Genomic DNA, 22434 nt, shown 5'->3' with positions numbered 1-22434 from the left:
AACCTGTAAAGGAAACGGGCTTGATGAAAGATTTGCGCGACAGAATGGAGCCAGTCGGCAGGGCGGCCTCACGGCTGACCCCTGAGAGTGGTGCCCGCTGCATCATGTTCATCGCGGCCCGCGAAGGTGAGGGGACGAGCAGCGTGGCTGCTTCCGTCGCTCTGCTTTTTGCGAAACGGTCGTCTCAGCCAACATGGCTGGTTGATCTCGGGCTTCGCCAGAACACAGTCTATAAGGGTTTCCAGAAGGGGTTCGCCAGGAAGGTCGGCAAACCTGGGCGCGCCTTTGACGGATCGCTCCGTACACTTCCATTCTATTCGGTGACGCCAGCCCTGACCGGCCCGGAAGAGGCGGCCAGGGCGCGCAAGCTGCTCGCCGTCCATCAGATTCAAAATAGCCGCCTTCTCGTCACACGCTTCAGGAATGAAGCCCTTCAGAAAGGCCAGCGTGTTCAGCTTCGCACGCGTCCGGAATGGTGGAAGCAGGTGCGGCGGGTTGCCAGCACCGTTGTTGTAGATGCGCCATCCCTCTCACGCTCGCCAGCAGGTCTTGCCATGGCCTCCCAGATGGATGGCATCTTTCTCGTCCTTGAAGCTGATTCCACCGGCGCCGATGAGGTCATGGGTCTGCGCGATGAGATCGAAGCGCATGGCGGCAAGGTTGCCGGCGTCGTGATGAACAGGATCGGGTCCGATGCACACTTCGCAGACCGGCTCGCCGGATAATCAGCGATCGCTTGGCGCGGGGGTCTTCCTCGCGGTTGAGCTTTGCCTCGCCTTCATCTGCCTTGTCCTCTTCACAGAGGGTCTGCTGCCACGTCTCTTCGCAGACGAATACGATACCGAAAGCAGCGCATTCCTCCGCATGCTCTGGCTCCCGGTTTACGGCCTGGTGATCGCTGGGTGCCTTTGGAAGATCCGGCCACTTTTCGCAGCGACGATCAGGTTGCCGTTTTTGATCGGACTGCTTGCCATCACTGCGTCCTCCTTTCTCTGGTCCCTCGATCCAGCGCTCACTGAGCGCAGGTCTATTGCCGTTGTCGCAACCAGCCTTGCGGGCCTGTTCCTCGCCGCGCGCTATGACTGGCGCACGCTCCTTCGCTTGCTGGGGGCGGTCTGGCTCTTCATGGCGCTCGTCTCGCTCGGGTCTATTCTTGTCTCGCCCGGCTTCGCCATCATGACCGAGGTGCATCCGGGCGCCTGGCGCGGGCTATGGTGGGAAAAGAACGCCATGGGCGGCCATATGGCCCGCGCGGCATTTATCTGTGCGTTCCTGTTTGTCCTCGACAAGCCATGGCGTCCGGTATGGGGCACAGCCGTTTTTCTCTGCTGCGTTCTGGTCGTTTTCTCGACCTCAAAGACTGCTTTGTTAGGCCTTCTTTTCGGCTTCGGCGTCCTCTTTGCCGGTTGGGTCAGCCGGCGCGGGGCAGCCACGACCATCTCATCACTCTGGATAGGGATCGTGCTTGTCGCCGGATTTGCCGCGATCATGGCGATCAACCCGGCCCTCATTTTCAACCTTCTCGGGCGCGATGCGACCCTGACCGGCCGGACCGATATCTGGAGCGTTCTGATCGACGCGATCGCGGACCGTCCATTGCTGGGGTATGGATACGGTGCGTTCTGGCAACTGGAGTCCATGCCTGCCTACCGTGTGCGTGCCGCAACAGAGTGGCTAGTGCCGACAGCGCACAATGGCTGGCTGGAGACCGCCCTCGGGGTCGGCCTGACCGGACTTGGGCTGCTCGTCCTGAATTTCGCGCTTCTCGTCCTGCGGGCCGCCTGGCTCTCGATCGATAGCTGGCTTGGTATTTTCGCGCTTGGCGTTGCCGGGCAGTTCCTGCTTTTCAGCCTGTCGGAGAGTATTGCGCTTCAGCAGAATGCGATTGTCTGGGTGACCTATGTGGCCGTCGCGGCAAAGACGGCGCTTAGCCTGCAAGGCGCGCGCGAGCCGGAGCCGCAATACACAGCGCCGGAGCGCCAGCAGCCGTCACCCGGAGGCGCGCAGACGGGTCTCTTCCGCAGGCCCGGGCTTGTTAGAGTTCAGCAACACCGGCTCTGAAAGCTGCGTCACGGTGGATGTCCCGTAAAATCGAAGTTTTTTCCAGAACAGCACCTTTCCAAGCCCGCGAATTGCCTTGTCGGCCTCAAATGCTCGGTTGCTGTGTCCGATGATGCGGAGTGCTGCCCAGATCGATGCGTGCAGGCCAAACTTGGCACCGCCCCACAGGACCCACATCAGCAGCTTGTCATAGCGCGAAGGCTCCGACTTTCGCGCGAGCGTGCACGGCCCCTGACCATACGCAAAGGCACGGCGCAGCGTATAGGTCAGCTTGATCCGCTGGGGCAGGGGGTGCTCTTGCACGCTTGCTTTGGGCGCCCAGGCGAATTTGCCCTTTGCGGCCCGGATACGTCCGAACAGAAGGTCATCTTCCCCGCCAACCTCATTCATCCGAACATCGAACCACATTCTGTTCTTTGGCACTTGTCGCGCGTCGATCAGGCAGTTGCCGCATCCAAACGGTTTGTCGATATAGCCGGCGGGAAGGTTAGGCTCTCTGGCAAAGAAACCCTCATAATAGGCGCGATGCTTGACTACGGTATCCGGCAGCACCGTCTCAACCGGGCCGAAGGTGACGGCGGCCCTGAATGTCTCGTAGGCTTTCAGGAGCTCTTCGATCCAGCTGGGCGGCGCTGACTGGTCATCGTCTATGAAGGCAATCAAAGGCGTCTTCAGCTCAGCGACAGCGGAATTGCGCGCATTTGCGACGCCGGCCTCTGGCACATGCAAATAGCTCAGCTCGAGCTTCTGCGGCGCGCGGTCTTTGAGGGTGTCGAATGTCAGGCGGGCAGAGGCGTCAGCCGAATTGTCGACGACCATGACCCGAAAGCCAGATGCCGCCGCGCTCTGCCAGAACAGGCTCTCGACGGCGCGATAAAGCCCGTCCGGTCTGTTATAGGTCGGTATGACAATGGTGAGGGGTTCGTGCGTCATGCACGCTCTTTTACCATGATTGCGTCCAGCGCAGCCGATGGCGTTTCCAGCACCGCGCCCGTATCGCGCGCAAGCCGGACCAGACGGCGGAAATGCGCAGGAGTCGTGCCCCACTTGCTGTGATTGTCACGAACATCATGGGTGAAAACGAAAATCCACGCAGGCTCACCCGCCGCGTTTTCAATGGCGGCGGCAGCGCGCTCAACACTGCTCTCGTTTGCGTCGAGCTCAAGCGCTGTCAGCTGCATCAGGTCTGCGCGCTCGCGGTTCACGCCGGCATGAATGCCGCGCACCGCGTCAAAGCGCGTCGCCAGTCTCGGCTTCAGGTCGCGGCGCGTCTCACCATAGGGCCAGGCAAACTGGCGAACGATGGCATCATGTCCCATTGCCACGAGGTTGCGGAGGTTCGCGTCGATATCGGACAGAACAATGGAGGCGGGCGCCTGACTGCAATCGAGATGGGTCTGTGTATGCGCGCCGATCTCGTGGCCGGCCGCCGTCAGCGCTTTCAGGTCGCGCTCATCGAACAGCTTGCCAAGGTGGTTCTCAGTGCCCGCCATGCCAGTGCAGGCATAATAGCAGCCCTTGGCACCGACCTCGTCGAGGATTTCGGCGCCTGTGTCGGCGGCAGACTTAGGAAAATCGTCAAATGTAAAACAGATGCGCGTACGCTTCGGCGCGGCATCAAGCGGGCGCGCGGTATGCCAGCGGGCCGCACGGCGGCGGAACTTCGCCAGTAGCGAGTCGGAAGGCTGATAGGCAGATAGCGCTGCTGCGGTCATGATATGTCCTTCGAATATGCGAGCGCCCGGTATGTCTTCAAGCATGCAAGCCGCAGACCAACCGGGAAAGGCCTGAAAGCAGCCCCGCCGCGCGCGAGACGCTGGAGAAAACTGCGGGCCGGAAACCGGCTGAAAAGCTTGGCCATTCTGTAGAGTGGCATCTGGCTGATGGCGTCCGGGTGGCGGCGGGCGAGCCGGGCAAAGTTTCGGCCAGAGCCGCCAAATTTGTCGAGCAGCGCGCCGGTCTCATCTAGACCGAGATGCGTCGCCGGATTGTCGATGTGGCGCAATGGATAGGACGCGACGACGCTGAGGCCCCAGTCGACATCTTCCCAGCCCCATCCTTCATACCCATCATCGAACGGGACGGTCTCCAGTACGGTGCGGTGCACAAGAATGTTCGACGTAAAGAGGTAGAGGCCCGGCGCCTTGTTGCGGGTCTCGGCATCGAGGCATTCAGAGCGGCGCGATTGGGCGGCATGAAGGCGGGTCTCAGGGCTTGGGCGCGTGTGGAGAAGGCTGAAGCCGCCAGAAATGACGGCGGGACCGCCCGAAGCCTCTATCGCGCTTATGTAGCGGTCGATGAACGCGCCATCGTCAGGTTGCATGTCGGCATCGAGGAAGAGGATCCAGTCCTGCGCGGCAAGGCCCGCCAGTCGGTTGCGTGCATGGGCGCGTCCGCAATTGACCGTGGCGGTGACAAGGCATGCTGCGCCGGGATGCCTCGAAAGCGCTTCTTTCAGGCCGACCGTGATGGCGTCGTCGCCGCTGCCATCATCATAGAAGATAAGCGACGTCGTCTCCGCGCCCGTCATGCCCGATAGCGCCTTGGCCAGATGGGCCGGATCATCGCGGTAGAAAGGCACGCAGACGGCGATCTGGCCTGCGGCTGGCTTGCCATTGGTCCAGACCGTCTCGCCAGTGTCCCGGTCGCCAGACGCCGAACCGCTGATGGGCTGTAGAGAAGAGGCAGCGATGTTGGACATGATATCTGTCCCTAACGCTGACGGTTGAAATCGCCGAGCAGGCAGGGGGCAGTGATCAGCATGATGAACAGATCGAACCAGAAAGACGCGCGGTTCACATATTCCATATCGAGCCGGATGCGGTCGCGCACTTCTTCGCGTGTATGGACTGGCCCGCGCGATCCGTTCACTTGCGCCCAGCCGGTAATGCCAGGTTTGACACGGTGACGGTGCGCATAGTCGCCGACGATGGCCTGGACCTCATCATTCTCGGCGGTCATGCCGAGCGCGTGCGGGCGCGGGCCAACGATCGACATTTCGCCGCGCAGCACATTGATCAGCTGTGGCAGCTCATCCAGTGAGCAGGCGCGGATGAATTTGCCGACGCGCGTCACGCGCTCATCATCGCTTTCAGTCTGGCGGGACATGCGTTCAGCGGCAACCGGATCATGGCGCATGGAGCGGAACTTCCAGACACGGATCACCTGATTGTTGAAGCCCTGCCGGCGCTGGCGAAAGAGGATCGGCCCCGGACTGTCGAGTTTTACAGCGAGCGCCGTGAGAAGGAGGACCGGGCTGAAAGCGACCAGCATGAGGCTGGCAAACAAAATGTCGGAGGCCCGCTTCATTGTCGCGCGGCGCGTGTCGTCAGGTGCGCCAGATACATAGGCGGCAGGTGAGCGTGCAATTTCCGCCAGGCTTTCGGTCTCCGGGTCGAAACCTTCAAGGTCGAGCAAAAGGACGACACGCTGCGGCAGGACGCGTAGACGGTCGATCAGCTCACGCACGCGGTGACGCGCATCCGATGTCACTGTTACCACGATCCGGTCGATTTCCGGCAGGCGTTCCCAGTTCATCAGATCATCAAGGCGTCCCAGAACAGGTACACCCTCCATCGTCTTCGGGGCACGCGAGAGCCGGTCGTCAAAGACCCCGACAACGTTTAGTTCGCGGGTTTCACCATTGCGGCTGAGCAGCCGCTGGGCGTTCGGCGTCGCCCCGACGAGCACGACATTCTCAGACAGAACGCCGTTGCGGGTGAAGACTTTGAACAGCACGATAAAGTGGGCGTGGACCGCGATAATCACGCAGAATGTGAGATAGGACGCGCCCATCACCCAACGCGTCTGCGTGCTGTCATAGAAAATCGCCGTCAGGGCGCAGAGCGCGGCAAGGCCGTAACCTGCACCAATGCATGAGCGGATCATGTGTTCGGTGACGGGCCGGGCATAGGACAGCGCATAGGACTCGCTGGCCTTGAGGCCCCATCGTACTGCCGCAGGGATGAGCGCAAACGGCAGGACAAGGCTAACGGAAGAGTGCAGGACGCTGTTTCCGGTCAGTGATAGCGTGAACCAGGCAACGAGAATGGCAGCGGCAATATCGATCGATTTCAGCGTTGCGCGCAGGAGGCCCCGGTTGATCGGATGGTTTCTGTGATGGATGCGCTGCGCCCCGGCCGACAGATCGGCGGGCGAGTTGATAGCCGTGGAAACAAGATGGGCTGCTTCGGGCGGCGTATTGCTATTGGCCGGTTTGGCCAAACTGGAAAATCCTTCGGCCATCGCCTCGGTCTCGTACAACTTGGCGTCACATGTGCCAGAACAGGATCAATATTGGCTTCGCAAGATGCATGAAATTTCACGCAAATCGGCGAAATGGTTCTGATTCCAGTAAAGTTTCGCGCGATAGAGAGAGCGTGGCGGTGCAAGATTCGAGCCTGCACTGAGCTGCAGAGCGTCAGATCTTGTCCTTGTACCACTCGCGCGTCAGGAAACCGTCGATGAGGTCGCAGACAAGGCCGATCTCGTTCAGGGTTTCGATGAAGCGATCCGGGTCCATCAGGGGCTTGAAAATTGATCCCGCCTCGAACTGATCTTTGGCTTCGAGGGCAATCGTCAAATGGCCGTCTTCGAAGACGCCGCGCAGTTTGGCGCCTTTAAAGTGGCGCTCCAGCGCGATCAGCCGCTCCATCCGGTCAGGCGTCAACAAGCTGCGCGCCTCGACCTGGTCGGTCGAGTAGACGGTGAAGGCGTCTTCCAGTTCCTTCGAGACGAGATCGACCTTCTGCATGCCATTCTTGCGGCCCCAGCTCCACCAGCCATCGCGTGCGATAAGCGTGCGGCCCAGGAAACGGTCAGGGTATTCGATGTTGAGCAAGAGGCCCTGGAATTTCGTGACCGTCCGCCGGTTCTTGCCTGAACCCTGCTGCTCGGTGAGCTTGCACTCGACCAGGGTAAAGGCGGCAGAGGCGCGCTGCCCTTCGATCAGATCCTCAAACTTCCGGCTGTCATAGGACGGCATCAGGCCAACGGATTTCAACCGGTCAAAGGCCGGGGTGGGCGGCTCGTTGTTGTTCGAAAAGACGCCGGAGCGATTGACCTTCAGCCAGCTTCCAAGGCTGCGCATCCCGCTGACGCCATCCATGTCCGGGTGAAGTGTGTGATACTTGAAGCCAAACGGCTCGCAAGCCGCGCCAACGACGAGCTGCTTGGTCTGCGACTTCATCGTGAAGACAGGCATCCAGACCGCGGCGCTCGCGACGAAGGCGGCCAGCACAGCTGCAAAAATGCCGAATGGAAAAATGGTCTCGAAGCCCACCGCAATGATCGCCGAGAAGGTGAGGGCCGCGATAAAAGCGACAGTTGCAATCGTGTACATGAATGCACGGTTCAGCGCCGATTTTCGCGCCGTCTCCATCGAGGAGAGTTCTGGCGCCAGTCTGTCGGTCCAGATGCGGCGCGCGGCGTCATGCTCCGGCCTCACAGGCTGCAGGCGAGCGAACTGATCCTCAAGCGTCATGGATTTGGCCATTTATGTCCCCTTAAAATGTCCAGCGCCCCAATCCCCGGCGCTCCAATTCTCGGTATCCAGGTCTCGATCAGTCCTCGCGACGCGACCAGAGATCCCTGTCTGGAGATGCTATCTGCGCAAGACGGGTTAGCAAGGTATGAAGGGCCTCTGCATCCTCCGGGCTAAGGGCGGCCAGAAGCTCTTTCTCATAGGCGCGGGCGCGGGGGATGACGGCATTGTAGACGTCCCGGCCTGCCTCAGAGAGGCCAAGCGCCGATTTGCGCCGGTCAATGCTATCGGAGGTTCGTGTGATGAGACCCCGGTCGATCAGGCTGCCTGTGGCGCGGCTGACGGCAGGCTTGTCCATCAGGGTGCGGGCGGCGACCTCGGTCGAGGTGAGCCCATCGCTCTCGCCCAGCACGGCAAGGATCCGCCATTGCCAGATCGAGAGATTGAACTCGCGCTCATACATGTCTGCGATCTTGCGGGAGATCGCGTTCGACAGGACCGAAAGCCGGTAGGGTAGGAAGGTGTCGAGGCGAAGCGTATCGCCGGGGGCATTGGTCATAAGACGTGTGGATCCCGCATTAGCGTGGGTTAACTTGATTTAGTTGCAAATGAAACTATTATCGATTCAAACGCAACTTTTGGAGGTTAAGCACATGGCAGACCTGTTTGAAAATCCGGCTGGCCTCGATGGCTTTGAATTCATCGAATTTTCTGCGCCCGAGAAGGGCCAGCTTGAGCCCGTCTTCGAAGTCATGGGCTTTACCAAGGTTGCCTGCCACCGCTCCAAGGATGTCGAGCTCTGGCGCCAGGGCGGCATCAACCTGATCACCAATTACGAAAAAGGCTCGCCGGCCTATTACTTCGCCAAGGAACACGGGCCGAGCGCCTGTGGCATGGGTTTCCGTGTCCGCGACGCAAAGGCGGCCTATGATCATCTGATCGCCAATGATGCAGAACCTTGCGACGTCCCCGCCGGCCCGATGGAACTGAAGCTGCCGGCCATTCGCGGTATCGGCCACTCGCTCATCTATCTCATCGACCGCTACGCCGACGAGGGAGACGACGGCCTCTCGATCTATGACATCGATTTCGAATACCTGCCGGGCGTCGAAAAATACCCCGAAGGCGCAGGCTTCAAGCTCATCGATCACCTGACCCACAATGTCTATAAAGGCCGGATGAAGTACTGGGCCGACTTCTATGAGAAGCTCTTCAACTTCCAGGAAATCCGCTATTTCGACATCAAGGGCGAATATACCGGTCTCACCTCGCAGGCGCTGACCGCCCCCGATGGCAAGATCCGTATTCCGCTCAATGAGGAAGCCGAAGGTGGCAAGGGTCAGATCGAGGAATTCCTTCGCGAGTACAATGGCGAAGGCATCCAGCACATCGCCCTCATCTGCGACGACCTCGTTGCCGCCTATGACAAGCTGAAAGCGCGCGGCGTACCGATGATGACGCCTCCGCCCGACACTTATTACGAGATGCTGAGCGAGCGCCTGCCAGGCCATGGCGAAGACGAGAACGCGCTGAAGACGCGCGGCCTCCTGCTCGACGGCACGACCGAAGGCGGCGAGCCACGGCTTCTGTTCCAGATCTTCGCAGAACCGCAGGTCGGCCCTGTCTTCTTCGAATTCATCCAGCGCAAGGGTGACTACAAGCAAGGCTTCGGCGAAGGTAACTTCAAGGCCCTGTTCGAAAGCATGGAACGCGACCAGATCAAGCGCGGCGCGCTGAAGGTCGATGAGAAGGAAGACGCATAATGGCTACTGCTGCTCCAAAACTCGGCGGCGTTCACCACGTCGCCTATCGCTGCAAGGATGCGAAAGAGACGGTTGAGTTCTACAACAAGCTGCTCGGCATGGACTTCCAGCTTGCCATTGCAGAGGACAAGGTACCCTCCACCGGTGCACCTGACCCGTACATGCACGTCTTCCTCGACGCCGGAAATGGTAATGTGCTCGCCTTTTTCGAGCTGCCGACCAAGCCGGATATGGACCGGGACCGCAATACGCCGGAATGGGTCCAGCATATTGCCTTCAAGGTCGCCACGATGGACGATCTGATGAACGCCAAGACGCGTGCCGAGGAAATGGGCCTCGACGTCGTCGGGCCGACCCATCACGGCATCTTCAAGTCGATCTACTTTTTCGACCCGAACGGCCACCGCCTCGAACTTGCCTGCGACATCGGCACGCCCGAGCAGATGAGTGAGCTGAAATCGGTCGCGTATGACATGCTGGATGAGTGGTCGCGGACCAAGAAAGCCCCGCGTCATGCGGCCTGGCTTCATGAGAAAATTGCTGAAGAAACAGCCTGAACATTACAAGGCCAGCTTTCAAAACGCCGCCCTCACGGGCGGCGTTTTTTGTTTTTAGGCCTTGAGCGGGCAACCGCATCGGCTGTCCTGCGTTTGCTTTTCACGGCACGCAAGGACAATCCGACATGACAGACACGACGTTGCGCATCAACGGCGAAGAGCGAAAGCTTTCGGCCGACACGCGCACCACGCTTCTCGACGCTCTCCGAAACCATCTCGGCCTGACAGGCTCCAAGAAAGGCTGCGATCATGGCCAGTGCGGGGCCTGTACGGTTATGGTCAACGGACGGCGCATAAACAGCTGCCTGACGCTCGCCTGCATGCATGACGGCGATGAGATCACCACCGTCGAAGGCCTTGGCGAGCCGGGCAACCTCTCCCCGCTTCAGGCCGCTTTCGTCAAGCATGACGGCTTCCAGTGCGGCTATTGCACCCCCGGACAGATCTGCTCGGCGACCGCTATGCTCGAAGAGATAAAGGATGGCTGGCCGAGCAACGTCACTGAAGAGCTAAACGGTCAGATGACCCTCACCGACGAGGAAATCTCCGAGCGCATGAGCGGCAATCTCTGCCGGTGCGCTGCTTATCCGAACATTGTCGATGCCATTCGCGAAGCCGCGGAGGAGCGCTCATGAGACCGTTCGATTATCACCGCTCCGAAGACCGCGGCGGCGCAGTCAAGACGGCCGCTCAGGAAGGCGCGCTCTTCATTGCCGGCGGCACCAACCTGCTCGATCTGATGAAGCTCGATCTGATGACGCCGAAGCATCTCGTCGACATCAACCGGATCGGCCTTGATGACATCACCGAAACCGACGACGGCGGCCTGAGCATCGGCGCACTCGTGACCAATAGTGACTGCGCCGCCGACTCCCGCATCCGCAAGGACCATGAAGTCCTCTCCCGCGCGATCCTCGCAGGGGCCAGCGGCCAGCTCCGCAACAAAGCCACGACCGGGGGCAATCTCTGCCAGCGCACGCGGTGCTATTATTTCTATGACCCCGACATGCCCTGCAACAAGCGCAAGCCCGGCTCAGGCTGCTCGGCCATTGGCGGGGCGAACCGCATCCACGCAATTCTCGGTGCCAGCGATGCCTGTATCGCGACTTATCCGGGCGACATGGCTGTCGCTATGTCTGCCCTCGACGCGCAGGTCGTGATTGAAGGGCAGGGCGGCGCCACCCGAACCGTGCCTGTCCGCGATTTCCACCGGCTCCCCGGTGACCAGCCGGACAAGGACAGTATCCTGGAGACCGGCGAGCTCATTACGCATGTCACCCTGCCAGCGCCGACAAATGCCCGCCACATCTATCGCAAGGTCCGCGACCGGGCGTCTTACGCCTTCGCGCTGGTATCGGTGGCAGCTGTCGTCTCGATGGACGGCGGCAAGATCGGCACCGCTGCGCTCGCCTTTGGCGGCCTCGCCCACAAGCCGTGGCACGATCCCAAGATCGACGATCTGCTCACCGGCGAAACCCCATCGGACGCTTTGTTCGACAAGGCCGCTGACATCCTTCTGGCTGACGCTGAAGGCCAGGGCCAGAATGATTTCAAGATACCGCTCGCCCGCCGCACGCTGAAAGCTGTGCTGCGCGAAGCCACAGGAGACCGCTCATGACACGCCACCTCAAGATGGATGAGCCATCAAAGCGCAGGCTTCTCGATGAGCTGCCAAGCCGGCTGACCGGCACGCCAATGGACCGCCCGGATGGTCCGCTGAAAGTGTCAGGCAGGGCCACCTACGCACATGAGTGGGAAATTGAAGGCAAGGTTTTCGGTGTCCTCGCTCGCGCGCCCATCTCAAAGGGCAAGCTGGCCCGCATCGACAAATCTGCCGTCGAAAACCTGCCCGGCATTCTCGGTGTCTTCAGTGAGGAACGTTTCCTGCGCAATCCGGCGCAAGGCACCGCCGATGAAGCGCCGATACAGGGCGCGAGCGAAATTTCCTATTTCGGTCAACCGATTGCGCTCGTGGTAGCAGAAACTTTCGAGCAGGCGCGCGACGGGGCTCACCGCCTCGAACTTGTCTGTGAAGCCTCTGGCGACGGCGTCTATGACCCGGAAGCCAGCAATCTTGCGCCCGAGAAACCAGAGGACGACCAGCTCGACCAGGGCGACCTCGACAAGGCCATGTCCGACGCCGTCTACAGTGTTGACGCGACCTATCGCACCCCCAATCACAATAGTGCTGCCATGGAGCCGCATTGCTCCATCGCCAGCTGGGAAGGCGATCAGCTCACCCTTCACGGCAGCTATCAGATGGTGAAGTACAATGTGAATGAACTCGCCGACTCCCTTGGTATTGAACCTGAAAAAGTCCGTATCCTGTCGCCTTTCGTCGGCGGCGGATTTGGCTCAAAGCTCGGGATCGCGCCCGAAGCCGTCGCTGCGGCGATCGCGGCAAAAGAGATCGGCCGCCCCGTCTGTGTGACGCTCACCCGTCAGCAGGTCTTCGAGAATGTCATGCGTCGGTCGGAGTCGCGACAGCGCCTGCGCCTCGCCGCAGATGAGACAGGCAAGCTGACGGGCCTTGGTCATGAATGCCTTGTCTCAAACCTGCCCGGTGAGTCCTTTCATGAGCCGGTCATTCAGGCGACGCACTTTATCTATGGCGGCGAAAACCGGCGTCTCAGCATTGAGGTTGCCCGCCTCAACCGTATGTGCGCGGGCTCCGTGCGCGCCCCCGGCGAGGCGATCGGGATGCAGGTGCTCGAGAATGCGATGGACGAACTCGCTCACACATCCGGCATCGACCCGGTTGAGCTTCGAAAGCGCAACATTCCCGACACCCATCCAGAAGAGGGCATGCCTTATAGTTCACGCCCCTTTGCCGAAGCCCTCGATGAAGGCGCCAAACGCTTTGGTTGGGACAAGCGCAATCCAGAGCCTGGCAAACAGCGCGAAGGCGAATGGTTGATCGGCATGGGCATGGCCGCCGCTGCGCGCGTCAACATGCTGATGGAATCGAAAGCCCGCGTGAAGCTGAAGGATGACGGGACTGCCATTGTCGAAACCGACATGACTGATATCGGCACCGGCACCTATGCAATTCTCACCCAGCTCTGCTGCGACATGCTCGGCCTCGCGCCAGAGCAGGTTGATACACGCCTCGGCGACAGCAACTTCCCGAAGGCGTCCGGTTCCGGTGGCTCTTTCGGTGCGTCTTCCTCCGGGTCGTCGGTCTACCTCGCCTGTCAGGACATTCGCGGCGAGCTTGCCCGCAGGCTTGGTTGCGAGGAAGATGAGCTTCAGCTCAACAACGGAAAAGCGTCTGGCGGCGGCAAGGAAGTCAGCCTGACAGACCTGCTCGCCGGCGAAACCATTGAAGGCGAAGGCCATATCGAGCCTGGCGAAACGATGGAGAAGGTGCAGCAAGCGACCTATGGCTCATACTTCGCCGAGGTCGCCGTCAACGCCGTGACAGGTGAAACCCGCGTACGCCGTATGCTCGGCGTGTTTGGAGCAGGGCGTATCCTCAACCATAAGACAGCGACGTCGCAATGCTATGGCGGCATGACCTGGGGCATCGGCATGGCCCTTCACGAGGCGATGGAATTCGACCCGCGCGATGGGCATGTCGTGAATAATGATCTTGCCGAGTATCACGTGCCGGTTAATCTCGACGTGCCGCAGCTGGAAGTGGTCCTGCTGGAAGAGCGTGACGATTGGGCCAGCCCCATACAGGCCAAGGGCCTTGGTGAGCTTGGTCTTTGCGGCGCGGGCGCGGCGGTTACCAACGCCATCTTCAATGCAACCGGCGTCCGGGTTCGCGAGTATCCGGCAACCCTGGACAAGATCCTGGACGGCCTGCCGGAACTGCAGCCAGCCTGAGCTCCGCGCCGATCCTTTTGACCAGCGCTCAAGCTGTGGCGAGAACGTGCTCCTCGCCCCAGTCTTTCAGCGCCATCAGGATCGGCCGCAGGCTCTCACCTTTTTCGGTGAGGCTGTATTCAACCTTGGGCGGCACCACCGGATAGACTTCGCGGTGGATGAGGCCTGCAGCTTCAAGCTCTCTTAGCTGCTTGGTCAGCATGCGTTGCGTTACGCCGCCGACATCGCGCTGCAGCTCATTGAAACGTTTCACGCCATCGAGCAGGTGGAACAGGGTCACACCTTTCCATTTGCCCCCAATCTGCTCAAGCGCGGCTTCCACCGGGCAGCCGCCGGAGCAATCATATTCCGTAAATCGCGTCATGCGGGTCCAACCTCATAGTATACTTTATGTGCGTATAGGCCCAAAAAGTGCGTTCTTGTTAAAGTCGAGGGTATCTCTAAATCGGTCGGCGTCAACCAGACGAAGCCACACGGAAGATACCAATGACTGGAAAACGGGACATCTCCTTCATTCGCGCAATCCCCTCAGGAATAGGCGCTGCGATCCTTGCCACTGCGGCCGCGCCAATGGCTCTTGCGGACCCCATCGACGGCGATGCAGCAGAGATCGTATATGCAGACGAAATTGACTGGGGCGCGCTAAACCCCGCCCGCGGCGATGACAGCCCCCGCGCTGGCAACCTATGGGGAGACCGGACCGGTGAGGGCGCTTCAGGCTTTCTGGTTCGCTTCAATGAAGGTTTCGCGTCCCCGCCGCACATACATAACGTCACCTATCGCGGCGTCGTGATCAGCGGCGAAATCCATAATGACGACCCCGGCGCCGCTGATATGTGGCTGCCGAAGGGCTCATTCTGGACGCAGCCTGCGGGCGAGGCCCACATCACCGCAGCCTCCGGCGCGACCAACATCGCCTATGTCGAAATCGATGAGGGGCCGTATCTGGTCCAGCCTGAAGAAGAAGCGTTCGATAATGGTGAGCGGCCCATCAATATCGAGACCAGCAATCTCGTCTGGCTGGGCGCTGACAGCCTCAGCTGGATACCGGTCCGGGAAGGCGCGGCGACAAGCGCGGAGATCGCATTTCTCTGGGGGCAGCCAGGCGCGGCTAGTGACAGCGGCTACATGCTCCGGCTCCAGGACGGATTTAGCGGCACGCTCACCCATGAAGGGCGCCAGCTTCGTGCGGTGCTGATCGATGGCGATCTGGATCTCGCCGGTGCCGACCGGATGCTCCAGACAGGCGGCTATTTCGGCATCACTGGGCAAGCGAGCCAGTCGCTCACCTGCGCAGCTGAAGACACCTGTCTCATCTACGTCCGCGCCAGTGACCGCTTCACGCTCTTTGCTGACGTCGCGCAGCAATAGCTCTCCGAAATCACCACCAATAATTCAAGAAACAGGATCCTCCCATGACCCAACTTGCAACTGACATCCGCCCGGACATCATCGATGTCGTGAAGACGCGCTATACGGCCAAGGCCTTCGATGCGTCGAAGACCATTCCCGCCGATATCGTGGAGAAACTGAAAGCACTTCTGCAATACAGCCCGTCGAGCACCAATGTTCAGCCCTGGCACTTCATTCTCGCCGCGACGCCAGACGGCAAAGCGCGCGTCGCGAAATCGACCGAGGAGAAGTTTCCGTTCAACACCCAGTCGCTCCTTGATGCATCCCACACCGTCGTTTTCGCCAGCCGGATCGCGGCGGACGAGGATTACATGCTCGACGTCCTCGACCAGGAAGACAGGGACGGCAGGTTTGATTTCGACAAGGATACGCTGAAGCCGCAGACGCACGGGGCCCGAAACCTGTTCGCGAACATTCACAAGCATGACCTGAAGGACTTCCAGCACTGGGCGGACAAGCAGGTTTACCTGAATATCGGCCAGTTCATGCTCGGCGCGGCCGCGCTCGGCGTAGACGCCCGCCCGATGGAAGGTATCGACACGAAAGTGCTCGATGAAGAATTCGGTCTTCGGGAGAAGGGCTATACCAGCCTTGTGGTCATCGCGCTCGGCTACCGCGATGAAGCAAATGACTTCAACGCAAAGACGCCGAAATCGAGACTTCCTCTGTCTGTTACGCTGACCGAGGTCTGATCCAGACAGGCAGCAGCCGGGGACGGGGCAATTCGAACGCCCGGTTCCCGGCAATTGCCGGAACTATTGAAGCAGGTCCTCGAACATCCAGGTGTAACGTCGGTGAGAGGCCGTATCGTTTTCGAGATTGAGGTTGCCGCGCTGGTTGAAGAACGAGGCTTCATCACGCTTGGGCAGGTGAACTGTCCGCCGCGTCGGCTGAGGCACCTTCTTCTCGCTATCGTGCGATTTCATCATGTTAGCTCACCCCTGCAATCACGCCGGTCATGGCAAAGACTGCCAGCGCGGTAGAGATAGCGAGTACGGCCAGCATTCCGGGGGTAACCGAGCCCTGGCGTGCCTTGTCGGTCTGAAGTTTCGTCTGTTTCATTCTGAACTCCTTTCACCAATGGCTACGGGCCCGCGGCCACTCTGGATCAGGGTTGAAAACAAGGGCTTTCAACCTAAAATGCAGATCAGCTGGACCCGGCGTCTGCCAGATAAAAGGCATTTTCCATGAAAACCATTCTTCTCACCGGCGCCACGGACGGTATCGGCCTCGAAACAGCGAAGCGGCTGCTGGAACAGGGACACAAACTGCTTCTACACGGCCGCAATCCTCAGAAGCTTGCCGCCCTTCGCGCCGAATTCACAAACGCCCATGGCGAGGACAGGGTTGAGACCTGCGTCGCTGATTTGAGCGATCTCAAGGCTGTAACCGCCATGGCCGACGCCATTCTCGCCGCGCATGATCGTGTCGATGTCCTCATCAACAATGCCGGTGTCTTCAAGACGTCTGACCCTGTAACGCCCGGCGGTCTCGATGTGCGCTTCGTCGTCAACACGCTCGCCCCGATGCTGCTGTCGCGGCGTCTGGCACCGATCATTGTGCCGGGCGGGCGGATCGTGAACCTGTCCTCGGCGGCGCAGGCACCTGTCGATTTCGACGCCCTGCGAGGGCACAAAAAGTTGGCAGACAATGCCGCCTATGCGCAGAGCAAGCTCGCCCTCACCATGTGGTCAAACCAGTATGCCGAAGAGGTTCGCGCGGACGGTCTCATGGTCGTCGCGGTCAATCCCGGGTCATTGCTCGCGACCAAGATGGTCAAGGAAGGATATGGCATCCCGGGGAGCGATATCGGCATCGGTGCTGACATACTGGTCCGGGCGGCCCTGTCCGATGAGTTCGCTGACGCGTCGGGCAAATATTTCGACAATGATAGCCGCCGCTTTGCCGATCCTCACCCTGACGCCATAAATGCAGACCAGCGTCGGCAACTGGTTGACGTGCTCGACATGCTGCTGGTGCGAGAGGGCTAAAAAACAGCGGTCGACCATTTAAGCTGCAAGCTGGCGCGCCTTACGGGTCGCTTGCGCGCGCTCGCGAATTCGCCCGCGCTCCATGGACTTGAAGTCAGGTCTATCGCATTCTCCACCAGCACGAGGGGGAAATGCGATGCGATCCAGACGCCACGATATGCTGGGGGCCGCTCTCGGCGCCTTGATGCTCTCCTCCTGTGTGTCCGGGGAAGGGGCAGACAGTGACGCGCCGCCACCCGCTTTCATCGATCCGCTCATCCTGTCGCAGAACCGCTGCGGCGGGCAGGCCACGCCCACCGGCGCGCAGGACCAGACGGCCGCTTTGCCGCTGGAGGCGAGCTTCGATTTCGAGGCGCCATTCGCCCTGCCGGATGAGGTCATCGACCATTTCCATTACCCGATCACAACGAAGAGCGCAGACGCCCAGACATGGTTCGACACCGGTCTCTCGCACATGGCCAACTTCAACCATGATGAAGCCATTGCGGCTTTCCGGGAGGCTCAGCGGCTCGATCCGGACTGTGCCATGTGTTTCTGGGGAGAGGGGCTCGCCTTCGGCAGCAATATCAACGCGCCCTTCGTTCCGGCACGTGGCGCGGCCGGGCTGATCGCAGCGCGGGAAGCCGCGGCGAAGGCCTCTTCCATTTCTGAAAAGGAAGCAGCGCTTATCTCGGCGCTGGCGACGCGCTATCGTCAGAACGGCGCCGGAGAGGTCAGCGAGGACGCCGAAACCTATGCCGACAGGATGGACATTGTTTCGCGCCGCTATGGCGATGACAAGCTGATCCTCGCCCTGGCGGCCGAAGCGAACATGGACACACAGCCATGGGACTATTGGCAGGCTGGCGCGCGCACGCCCAAGGGGCGGACGGCCCGCACGCTCGAACTGCTCGATGCGGCGCTGGCAATCGACCCTGACTTCGCGCCGCCGATCCACCTCTATATCCATGCCACGGAAGCCTCAGTGGACCCGTTCCGGGCTGAAGCATATGCCGACAGGCTGCACGCACAGGATCTTGGAATCGGCCATATCGTCCATATGCCCTCCCATATCTATCTGCGGCTGGGGCGCTGGAAAAAAGCCATTCAGGCCAATGTCGACGCCATCGCCGCAGATGAAGCCTATATCGCGGAAAGCGCAAATGGCGGCTTCTACGGCGCCGTCTATTATCCGCATAATGTGCATTTCGTGATCGCCAACGCCCAGCTTGGCGGAGACGCTGCGACGGCGCTTTCCATGGCGGACAAGCTATCAGGCATCGTGACGATAGACCCTGCGTCTTCATCCCCTTTCGGGGAGCGTGTCGCGGCGGCTGAGCTGTTCACGCTCGTGCAATTCGGGTCCGCTGCGGACGTGCTCCAATATGAAGCGCCGTCATCGGCCCATCTCTTCGCACAGATGGCCTGGCATCACGCCCGTGGCGTGGTCCTTGCGAGACAGGGCGCGCTGGACGATGCGCGCGCAGAACTCGCTGCTCTGAGCGCTCTGCCAGAGGTCGAGGGCTTCGATACCTATGCGGCGCGCGGCGCGCCCCTGCCGTGCCTGGTTGAAGTCGCGAGCCATGTTCTTGAGGGCCGCATCGCCGCAGCTGAAGGCGATTACGCGGCGGCCATCGACGCATTGGAGTCTGCGGCCACCGCGCAGGAAAAACTCCCCTATTTCGAACCAGCCTGGTGGTATTATCCAGTTCGGCAGTCGCTTGGCGCTTATCTGCTGATGGATGGACAGACTGACCGCGCCGAACGCGAATTCTTCAAGACCCTGATCGAGTCGCCAAACAACGCCTATGCACTGTTTGGCCTCGCTGAAAGCTACGCGGCCAAGAGTAATGACCGCTCTGAAGCCTATGCGAGACACCTGTTTAACGAGGCATGGCTCGGCGGGGCGGACGCGCCATCGCTCGCTGACCTTTGACTAGAAGCTGTTATTCCAGACCCGCGCTACTTTTCCGAAGGACGCAAGAGGCTCGAGGACGTAACGCACTTGAAGCATGCGTCACTCTCTACGGGCGAATGCCCCTCTGAGGGTCCAACTCCTGCCATCAGAATTTGTCTCAGCGCCATCAACTTTATCGTCATCCCGGCCTTGAGCCGGGACCCAGAGGAAGCGGAGTGCGACGCAGCAGCTGGGTCCCGGTCTTGCGCAAGGGCGCAAACCGGGATGACGGCGAGGCAGGGCTGTCGGACAAAACAAATCAATCCCCACCCTCTAGAGCCCGGCCCATACTATACGCCTCCCATCACCAGACAGGGCGGTCCGGACCGACCGGGTGGAGATGGTTCTCGCGATGCCGACGCCGGCCGGAAAGATCCCGGCAGGTTTCTGGCAAGGCGGGAGGGCTCATGCGCGGCAATTGCCGCTCATGAGTGGAGTGCGAAGGAGACGAGTGCTGCCGGTATGGGACTAACGGCCCTGCCACAAGGCGGTCCGCGCTATCCACTTGTCCAGTCAGGCGACGGCTCGCCTTTCTGAGTCCTCTGGGCGGCCCGCGTCAAACGAGCGGGCAATCTTTCGCAGGGCGCGTCCATGGCGCACGCTCTACAGCCACGCCGAAAGGCTGGCATTATCTATAGCGTCCTCCCTGGACGCGCCCGGCCCTGTCACCTCAGGGCGAGACCACAAGCGCATCGCCAGCGGGAAACCCCGCATGGCGATATTGGTGTTTGAGTTGAGATGGTCCGCTCACCCCGGCGCAGGCCGGGGTCTCGTTAAACAGGCTCTGCGCTCAATCTGGCTGAGATCCCGGCCTGCGCCGGGATGAGCGATTGTATTAAACGCTGCAGCCCTAAGCCCGCGCCATGTGCCGCGCCAACGCCGACCCGGGGCCAAACCTGAAAGAACGAATTACCCTTCCGAAATCTGACCTGCGCGCATAGGCTCGTCGCAAAATATGCCGGGAGGAAAAATCGCATGACTTACAGAATGGCCGTATCGGCCTTTGCCCTCGCATTCGTTTCAATGTCGTCGTTTGCTCATACCGAAGGCAGCAATGTTGACGTTCCAGCGCCGCCGCCTGCAGGTGAGGCAAGTGAGGCGACCGCCGCTGCCAACCGCGCCATTGCCGAACGACTGCCGCTTGAGGACCAGGGCGACTTCGAAGACGCTTCGCGGGGTTTTCTGGCCGCGATAGACGCCGACGCGATCCTCGATGAAGATGGCAATACGGTCTGGTCCATCCCGCAATTCGACTTCCTGCAGGGTGACGCGCCCGCCACGGTGAACCCGTCGCTCTGGCGCCAGTCGGCGCTTGCGGCCAGGCATGGTCTATTCGAGGTGAAAGAGGGAATCTGGCAGGTACGGGGCTATGACCTTTCCGTCATGACCATCATTCGCGGCGAGACAGGCTGGATCATCGTTGATCCTCTGACGGTGAGGGAGACGGCTGCGGCCGCGCTCAAGCTGGTCAACGATACACTGGGTGAGCGCCCTGTCACTGGCGTTCTCTACACGCATGCCCACGCTGACCATTTTGGCGGTGCCCGGGGCGTGATCGGCGAAGAAGAGATAGAGGCGCGCGGCGTGCCAGTCCTCGCGCCAATCGGCTTTACTGAAAGCGCCGTCGCCGAAAACCTTATCGCGGGCAATCTGATGCAGCGCCGCGCCGTTCTCATGTTCGGCAACACGATTCCACGCTCACCGCAAGCGGTCGTCGGCACGGGGCTTGGTCCGGGTCTTCCGCAGGGCAAAACGGGGCTAGTTCTGCCGACAGAAGAAATCGAAGGCTGGGGCACGGTCCGCGAGATTGACGGTGTGACATTCGAATTCATGGATGCGGGCGGCACCGAGGCGCCTGCCGAATTCATGTTCTACCTGCCGCAGTTCGACGCGCTCTGCACCGCCGAAGTGGCGACCGGCACGTTCCATAACGTCCTGACATCCCGCGGGGCAAAGGTGCGCGATGCGCTGAAATGGAGCCGGGTGATTGACCGCGCGCTCGCCGACTATGGCGACAGGTCAGACGTCGTTTTCGCATCCCATCACTGGCCAAGCTGGGGGCAGGAGAATGTCGAGACCTTCCTGAAAAACCAGCGCGACACCTATCGCTACGTACACGACCAGACGCTGCGCCGTGCCAACGCCGGCGCCACGATGACGGAGGCTGCGGAGACGATCCCCGAGCCGGTGTTCAGCCAGGAAGATTTTTCGACGCGCGGCTATTACGGCACGCTGAACCATAACTCAAAGGCGGTCTATCAATACTATTATGGCTGGTGGAGCGGCGTGCCCGCCAACTATCACGCCTTGCCGGATGCAGAGACCGCGCCCCGCTATGTCGAGGCGATGGGCGGGCTCGAGGCGGTTCTAGCACGCGGCGCAGACGCCTATGATCAGGGCGACTACCGCTGGGCCGCAGAGCTCTTCAACAAGGCCGTCTTTGCGGACCCCGATAGCCAGCCGGCAAAGGACTGGCTGGCGGCCACCTATGAACAGATGGGCTTTCAGGCTGAAAGCGGCTCCTGGCGCAGCTATTTCCTGACCGCCGCATCCGAACTTAGAAATGGAGTCCCAGAAAGTGGGGCGCCGAATCTCGGCAATGCCGACTTCCTTGCCGCGGTTCCCACACTCGACCTGTTCGATGCGCTGGCCAGCCGCTACAACCCTGAAAAGCTCTCGCGAGAGCCGTTTGCCGTCGTCTTTGCGTTCAGCGATACCGGCGAAAACATCCGCGTCGAAGTCGGCCGTGATGTCATTGTACCGCGCAACGTTACTGAAACGGGTGACGCGGCCGCAACGATGAACCTGACGCGCGCGGACTTTAACAGGCTGATCCTGCGCGAGGCAAATGTGCTTCAACTTGCAGGTTCAGGCGCGCTTTCCATCGAAGGGGAAGGGGCCGCTGCCGCCGCATTTCTCGGCGCGCTAGACCAACCGGAATTCTGGTTCCCGGTGGTGACACCATGATGTGATGTGCAGACGGCGCTGTTTGGCCTCTTGCCCGCATGGGGCCATCCGGTTAGTCAGGCAATCTGGCTTGGGAGAGGTGGCCGAGTGGCTGAAGGCGCGCCCCTGCTAAGGGCGTATACGTTTACGCGTATCGAGGGTTCGAATCCCTTCCTCTCCGCCAGCCAGTCTTCCGAAAATCCCGAGAATCGAGACGTCTGCGAATAGTCCCGACAATTCCGGGACTTATCGCCCGTATCAGCGACTAAAATCTGCAGTTTCCGTCTCCATTCTCGTGCAATCGTGCACTTTCAGCCAAAAGTCTCTGTCGGCCAATTTTTCAGTCAAGTTTAGCGGCATTTTCCCTGTTTTCGCCCGATTTACAGCGAAATCGCTTACTTTTGCAGGGAAACGTCGACTCCTAAGGCTGCTAAATCGCGTGTTTACAGTGCTC

The 22434-nt window shown here is 60.5% G+C and carries 21 protein-coding genes and 1 tRNA gene; 13 read left to right on the top strand and 9 right to left on the bottom strand.

Features of this window, described 5'->3' with window-relative positions; all coding sequences use genetic code 11:
• Positions 1 to 23 precede the first annotated feature (23 nt).
• Together F550_RS0107285 and F550_RS0107280 are read left to right on the top strand one after the other, a co-directional pair.
• Complete coding sequence (locus tag F550_RS0107285; protein WP_018147882.1) at positions 24 to 725, top strand: P-loop NTPase family protein; 702 nt, start codon at positions 24 to 26, stop codon at positions 723 to 725.
• Positions 694 to 2061 carry an O-antigen ligase family protein gene (locus tag F550_RS0107280; RefSeq protein ID WP_018147881.1) on the top strand — a complete coding sequence of 456 codons (1368 nt, stop codon included), beginning with the start codon at positions 694 to 696 and terminating at the stop codon, positions 2059 to 2061. Before F550_RS0107285 ends, F550_RS0107280 begins: the two co-directional genes overlap by 32 nt.
• Here F550_RS0107280 and F550_RS17175 read toward each other — a convergent pair.
• The 6 genes from F550_RS17175 to F550_RS0107250 all read right to left on the bottom strand — a co-directional run bounded on the left by F550_RS17175 (position 1990) and on the right by F550_RS0107250 (position 8102).
• Positions 1990 to 2994, bottom strand: coding sequence for a glycosyltransferase family 2 protein (locus F550_RS17175; RefSeq protein ID WP_018147880.1), 1005 nt, complete (start codon positions 2992 to 2994; stop codon positions 1990 to 1992). The two genes, F550_RS0107280 and F550_RS17175, sit on opposite strands and share 72 nt — an antisense overlap.
• Positions 2991 to 3776 (bottom strand): polysaccharide deacetylase family protein, encoded by a 786-nt coding sequence (locus F550_RS0107270; protein WP_018147879.1) that lies wholly within the window; start codon positions 3774 to 3776, stop codon positions 2991 to 2993. The genes F550_RS17175 and F550_RS0107270 overlap by 4 nt, the downstream gene beginning before the upstream one ends.
• Positions 3773 to 4762, bottom strand: a complete 990-nt coding sequence (locus F550_RS17170) for a glycosyltransferase family 2 protein (RefSeq protein WP_018147878.1) — start codon at positions 4760 to 4762, stop codon at positions 3773 to 3775. The genes F550_RS0107270 and F550_RS17170 overlap by 4 nt, the downstream gene beginning before the upstream one ends.
• An 11-nt stretch (positions 4763 to 4773) precedes the next feature.
• The gene (locus F550_RS0107260; protein ID WP_233349006.1) at positions 4774 to 6285 is read right to left on the bottom strand and encodes an exopolysaccharide biosynthesis polyprenyl glycosylphosphotransferase; all 1512 of its coding nucleotides are present in this window, start codon (positions 6283 to 6285) and stop codon (positions 4774 to 4776) included.
• Positions 6286 to 6481: 196 nt separating this feature from the next.
• The gene (locus F550_RS0107255) at positions 6482 to 7555 is read right to left on the bottom strand and encodes a DUF3137 domain-containing protein (RefSeq protein WP_018147876.1); all 1074 of its coding nucleotides are present in this window, start codon (positions 7553 to 7555) and stop codon (positions 6482 to 6484) included.
• Positions 7556 to 7622: 67 nt separating this feature from the next.
• On the bottom strand, positions 7623 to 8102 hold the full coding sequence (locus F550_RS0107250) for a MarR family winged helix-turn-helix transcriptional regulator (protein WP_018147875.1): 480 nt from the start codon (positions 8100 to 8102) through the stop codon (positions 7623 to 7625).
• Positions 8103 to 8196: 94 nt separating this feature from the next.
• Between F550_RS0107250 and hppD the strand changes: the two genes are divergently transcribed.
• From hppD to F550_RS0107225, 5 genes are all read left to right on the top strand, one after another.
• Positions 8197 to 9306 (top strand): 4-hydroxyphenylpyruvate dioxygenase, encoded by a 1110-nt coding sequence (gene hppD, locus F550_RS0107245; protein ID WP_018147874.1) that lies wholly within the window; start codon positions 8197 to 8199, stop codon positions 9304 to 9306.
• The gene (locus tag F550_RS0107240; RefSeq protein ID WP_018147873.1) at positions 9306 to 9863 is read left to right on the top strand and encodes a VOC family protein; all 558 of its coding nucleotides are present in this window, start codon (positions 9306 to 9308) and stop codon (positions 9861 to 9863) included. The genes hppD and F550_RS0107240 overlap by 1 nt, the downstream gene beginning before the upstream one ends.
• 125 nt (positions 9864 to 9988) lie before the next feature.
• Positions 9989 to 10498 carry a 2Fe-2S iron-sulfur cluster-binding protein gene (locus F550_RS17165; RefSeq protein WP_018147872.1) on the top strand — a complete coding sequence of 170 codons (510 nt, stop codon included), beginning with the start codon at positions 9989 to 9991 and terminating at the stop codon, positions 10496 to 10498.
• Entirely contained in the window at positions 10495 to 11481 is a 987-nt protein-coding gene (locus tag F550_RS0107230; RefSeq protein WP_018147871.1) for an FAD binding domain-containing protein, read from the top strand. Before F550_RS17165 ends, F550_RS0107230 begins: the two co-directional genes overlap by 4 nt.
• Positions 11478 to 13694, top strand: a complete 2217-nt coding sequence (locus tag F550_RS0107225; RefSeq protein ID WP_018147870.1) for a xanthine dehydrogenase family protein molybdopterin-binding subunit — start codon at positions 11478 to 11480, stop codon at positions 13692 to 13694. The genes F550_RS0107230 and F550_RS0107225 overlap by 4 nt, the downstream gene beginning before the upstream one ends.
• Before the next feature lie 28 nt (positions 13695 to 13722).
• On the opposite strand, the gene F550_RS0107220 is transcribed toward F550_RS0107225, so the two are convergent.
• Entirely contained in the window at positions 13723 to 14058 is a 336-nt protein-coding gene (locus F550_RS0107220) for a winged helix-turn-helix transcriptional regulator (RefSeq protein ID WP_018147869.1), read from the bottom strand.
• Positions 14059 to 14180: 122 nt separating this feature from the next.
• Between F550_RS0107220 and F550_RS0107215 the strand changes: the two genes are divergently transcribed.
• Positions 14181 to 15065, top strand: a complete 885-nt coding sequence (locus tag F550_RS0107215) for a DUF4437 domain-containing protein (RefSeq protein ID WP_018147868.1) — start codon at positions 14181 to 14183, stop codon at positions 15063 to 15065.
• Positions 15066 to 15109: 44 nt separating this feature from the next.
• Positions 15110 to 15799, top strand: a complete 690-nt coding sequence (locus F550_RS0107210) for an oxygen-insensitive NAD(P)H-dependent nitroreductase NfsB (protein ID WP_018147867.1) — start codon at positions 15110 to 15112, stop codon at positions 15797 to 15799.
• 63 nt (positions 15800 to 15862) lie between these two features.
• On the opposite strand, the gene F550_RS19135 is transcribed toward F550_RS0107210, so the two are convergent.
• Positions 15863 to 16036: a hypothetical protein gene (locus F550_RS19135; protein WP_018147866.1), complete on the bottom strand. Its 174-nt coding sequence runs from the start codon at positions 16034 to 16036 to the stop codon at positions 15863 to 15865.
• A 1-nt stretch (position 16037) separates the two neighbouring features.
• Positions 16038 to 16169: a hypothetical protein gene (locus tag F550_RS19495; protein WP_018147865.1), complete on the bottom strand. Its 132-nt coding sequence runs from the start codon at positions 16167 to 16169 to the stop codon at positions 16038 to 16040.
• 125 nt (positions 16170 to 16294) lie between these two features.
• Here F550_RS19495 and F550_RS0107195 point away from each other — a divergent pair, with 125 nt between their 5' ends.
• The 4 genes from F550_RS0107195 (at position 16295) to F550_RS0107180 (ending at position 22164) form a co-directional block, all read left to right on the top strand.
• A complete protein-coding gene (locus tag F550_RS0107195; protein WP_018147864.1) occupies positions 16295 to 17098 on the top strand; it encodes an SDR family NAD(P)-dependent oxidoreductase in 804 nt (267 codons plus the stop codon).
• Between the two features lie 136 nt (positions 17099 to 17234).
• Positions 17235 to 19013: a tetratricopeptide repeat protein gene (locus F550_RS0107190; RefSeq protein ID WP_026180631.1), complete on the top strand. Its 1779-nt coding sequence runs from the start codon at positions 17235 to 17237 to the stop codon at positions 19011 to 19013.
• A 996-nt stretch (positions 19014 to 20009) separates the two neighbouring features.
• Entirely contained in the window at positions 20010 to 22001 is a 1992-nt protein-coding gene (locus tag F550_RS0107185; RefSeq protein WP_156807859.1) for an alkyl/aryl-sulfatase, read from the top strand.
• A gap of 73 nt (positions 22002 to 22074) precedes the next feature.
• Positions 22075 to 22164 (top strand) — tRNA-Ser (locus tag F550_RS0107180).
• The last annotated feature ends 270 nt before the right edge of the window (positions 22165 to 22434 follow it).

This window comes from Henriciella marina DSM 19595 (assembly GCF_000376805.1).
GTDB lineage: Bacteria > Pseudomonadota > Alphaproteobacteria > Caulobacterales > Hyphomonadaceae > Henriciella > Henriciella marina.
Note: the sequence above shows the minus strand (reverse complement) of the source record. Positions and strands in the feature narration are given on the sequence as shown.

What these genes read in the sequence shown, in the direction of transcription:
- F550_RS0107285 (WP_018147882.1), top strand. Translation starts at nt 24, where the DNA reads ATGAAAGATTTGCGCGACAGAATGGAGCCAGTCGGCAGGGCGGCCTCA.
- F550_RS0107280 (WP_018147881.1), top strand. Translation starts at nt 694, where the DNA reads ATGCACACTTCGCAGACCGGCTCGCCGGATAATCAGCGATCGCTTGGC.
- F550_RS17175 (WP_018147880.1), bottom strand. Translation starts at nt 2,994, where the DNA reads ATGACGCACGAACCCCTCACCATTGTCATACCGACCTATAACAGACCG.
- F550_RS0107270 (WP_018147879.1), bottom strand. Translation starts at nt 3,776, where the DNA reads ATGACCGCAGCAGCGCTATCTGCCTATCAGCCTTCCGACTCGCTACTG.
- F550_RS17170 (WP_018147878.1), bottom strand. Translation starts at nt 4,762, where the DNA reads ATGTCCAACATCGCTGCCTCTTCTCTACAGCCCATCAGCGGTTCGGCG.
- F550_RS0107255 (WP_018147876.1), bottom strand. Translation starts at nt 7,555, where the DNA reads ATGGCCAAATCCATGACGCTTGAGGATCAGTTCGCTCGCCTGCAGCCT.
- F550_RS0107250 (WP_018147875.1), bottom strand. Translation starts at nt 8,102, where the DNA reads ATGACCAATGCCCCCGGCGATACGCTTCGCCTCGACACCTTCCTACCC.
- hppD (WP_018147874.1), top strand. Translation starts at nt 8,197, where the DNA reads ATGGCAGACCTGTTTGAAAATCCGGCTGGCCTCGATGGCTTTGAATTC.
- F550_RS0107240 (WP_018147873.1), top strand. Translation starts at nt 9,306, where the DNA reads ATGGCTACTGCTGCTCCAAAACTCGGCGGCGTTCACCACGTCGCCTAT.
- F550_RS17165 (WP_018147872.1), top strand. Translation starts at nt 9,989, where the DNA reads ATGACAGACACGACGTTGCGCATCAACGGCGAAGAGCGAAAGCTTTCG.
- F550_RS0107230 (WP_018147871.1), top strand. Translation starts at nt 10,495, where the DNA reads ATGAGACCGTTCGATTATCACCGCTCCGAAGACCGCGGCGGCGCAGTC.
- F550_RS0107225 (WP_018147870.1), top strand. Translation starts at nt 11,478, where the DNA reads ATGACACGCCACCTCAAGATGGATGAGCCATCAAAGCGCAGGCTTCTC.
- F550_RS0107220 (WP_018147869.1), bottom strand. Translation starts at nt 14,058, where the DNA reads ATGACGCGATTTACGGAATATGATTGCTCCGGCGGCTGCCCGGTGGAA.
- F550_RS0107215 (WP_018147868.1), top strand. Translation starts at nt 14,181, where the DNA reads ATGACTGGAAAACGGGACATCTCCTTCATTCGCGCAATCCCCTCAGGA.
- F550_RS0107210 (WP_018147867.1), top strand. Translation starts at nt 15,110, where the DNA reads ATGACCCAACTTGCAACTGACATCCGCCCGGACATCATCGATGTCGTG.
- F550_RS19135 (WP_018147866.1), bottom strand. Translation starts at nt 16,036, where the DNA reads ATGATGAAATCGCACGATAGCGAGAAGAAGGTGCCTCAGCCGACGCGG.
- F550_RS19495 (WP_018147865.1), bottom strand. Translation starts at nt 16,169, where the DNA reads ATGAAACAGACGAAACTTCAGACCGACAAGGCACGCCAGGGCTCGGTT.
- F550_RS0107195 (WP_018147864.1), top strand. Translation starts at nt 16,295, where the DNA reads ATGAAAACCATTCTTCTCACCGGCGCCACGGACGGTATCGGCCTCGAA.
- F550_RS0107190 (WP_026180631.1), top strand. Translation starts at nt 17,235, where the DNA reads ATGCGATCCAGACGCCACGATATGCTGGGGGCCGCTCTCGGCGCCTTG.
- F550_RS0107185 (WP_156807859.1), top strand. Translation starts at nt 20,010, where the DNA reads ATGACTTACAGAATGGCCGTATCGGCCTTTGCCCTCGCATTCGTTTCA.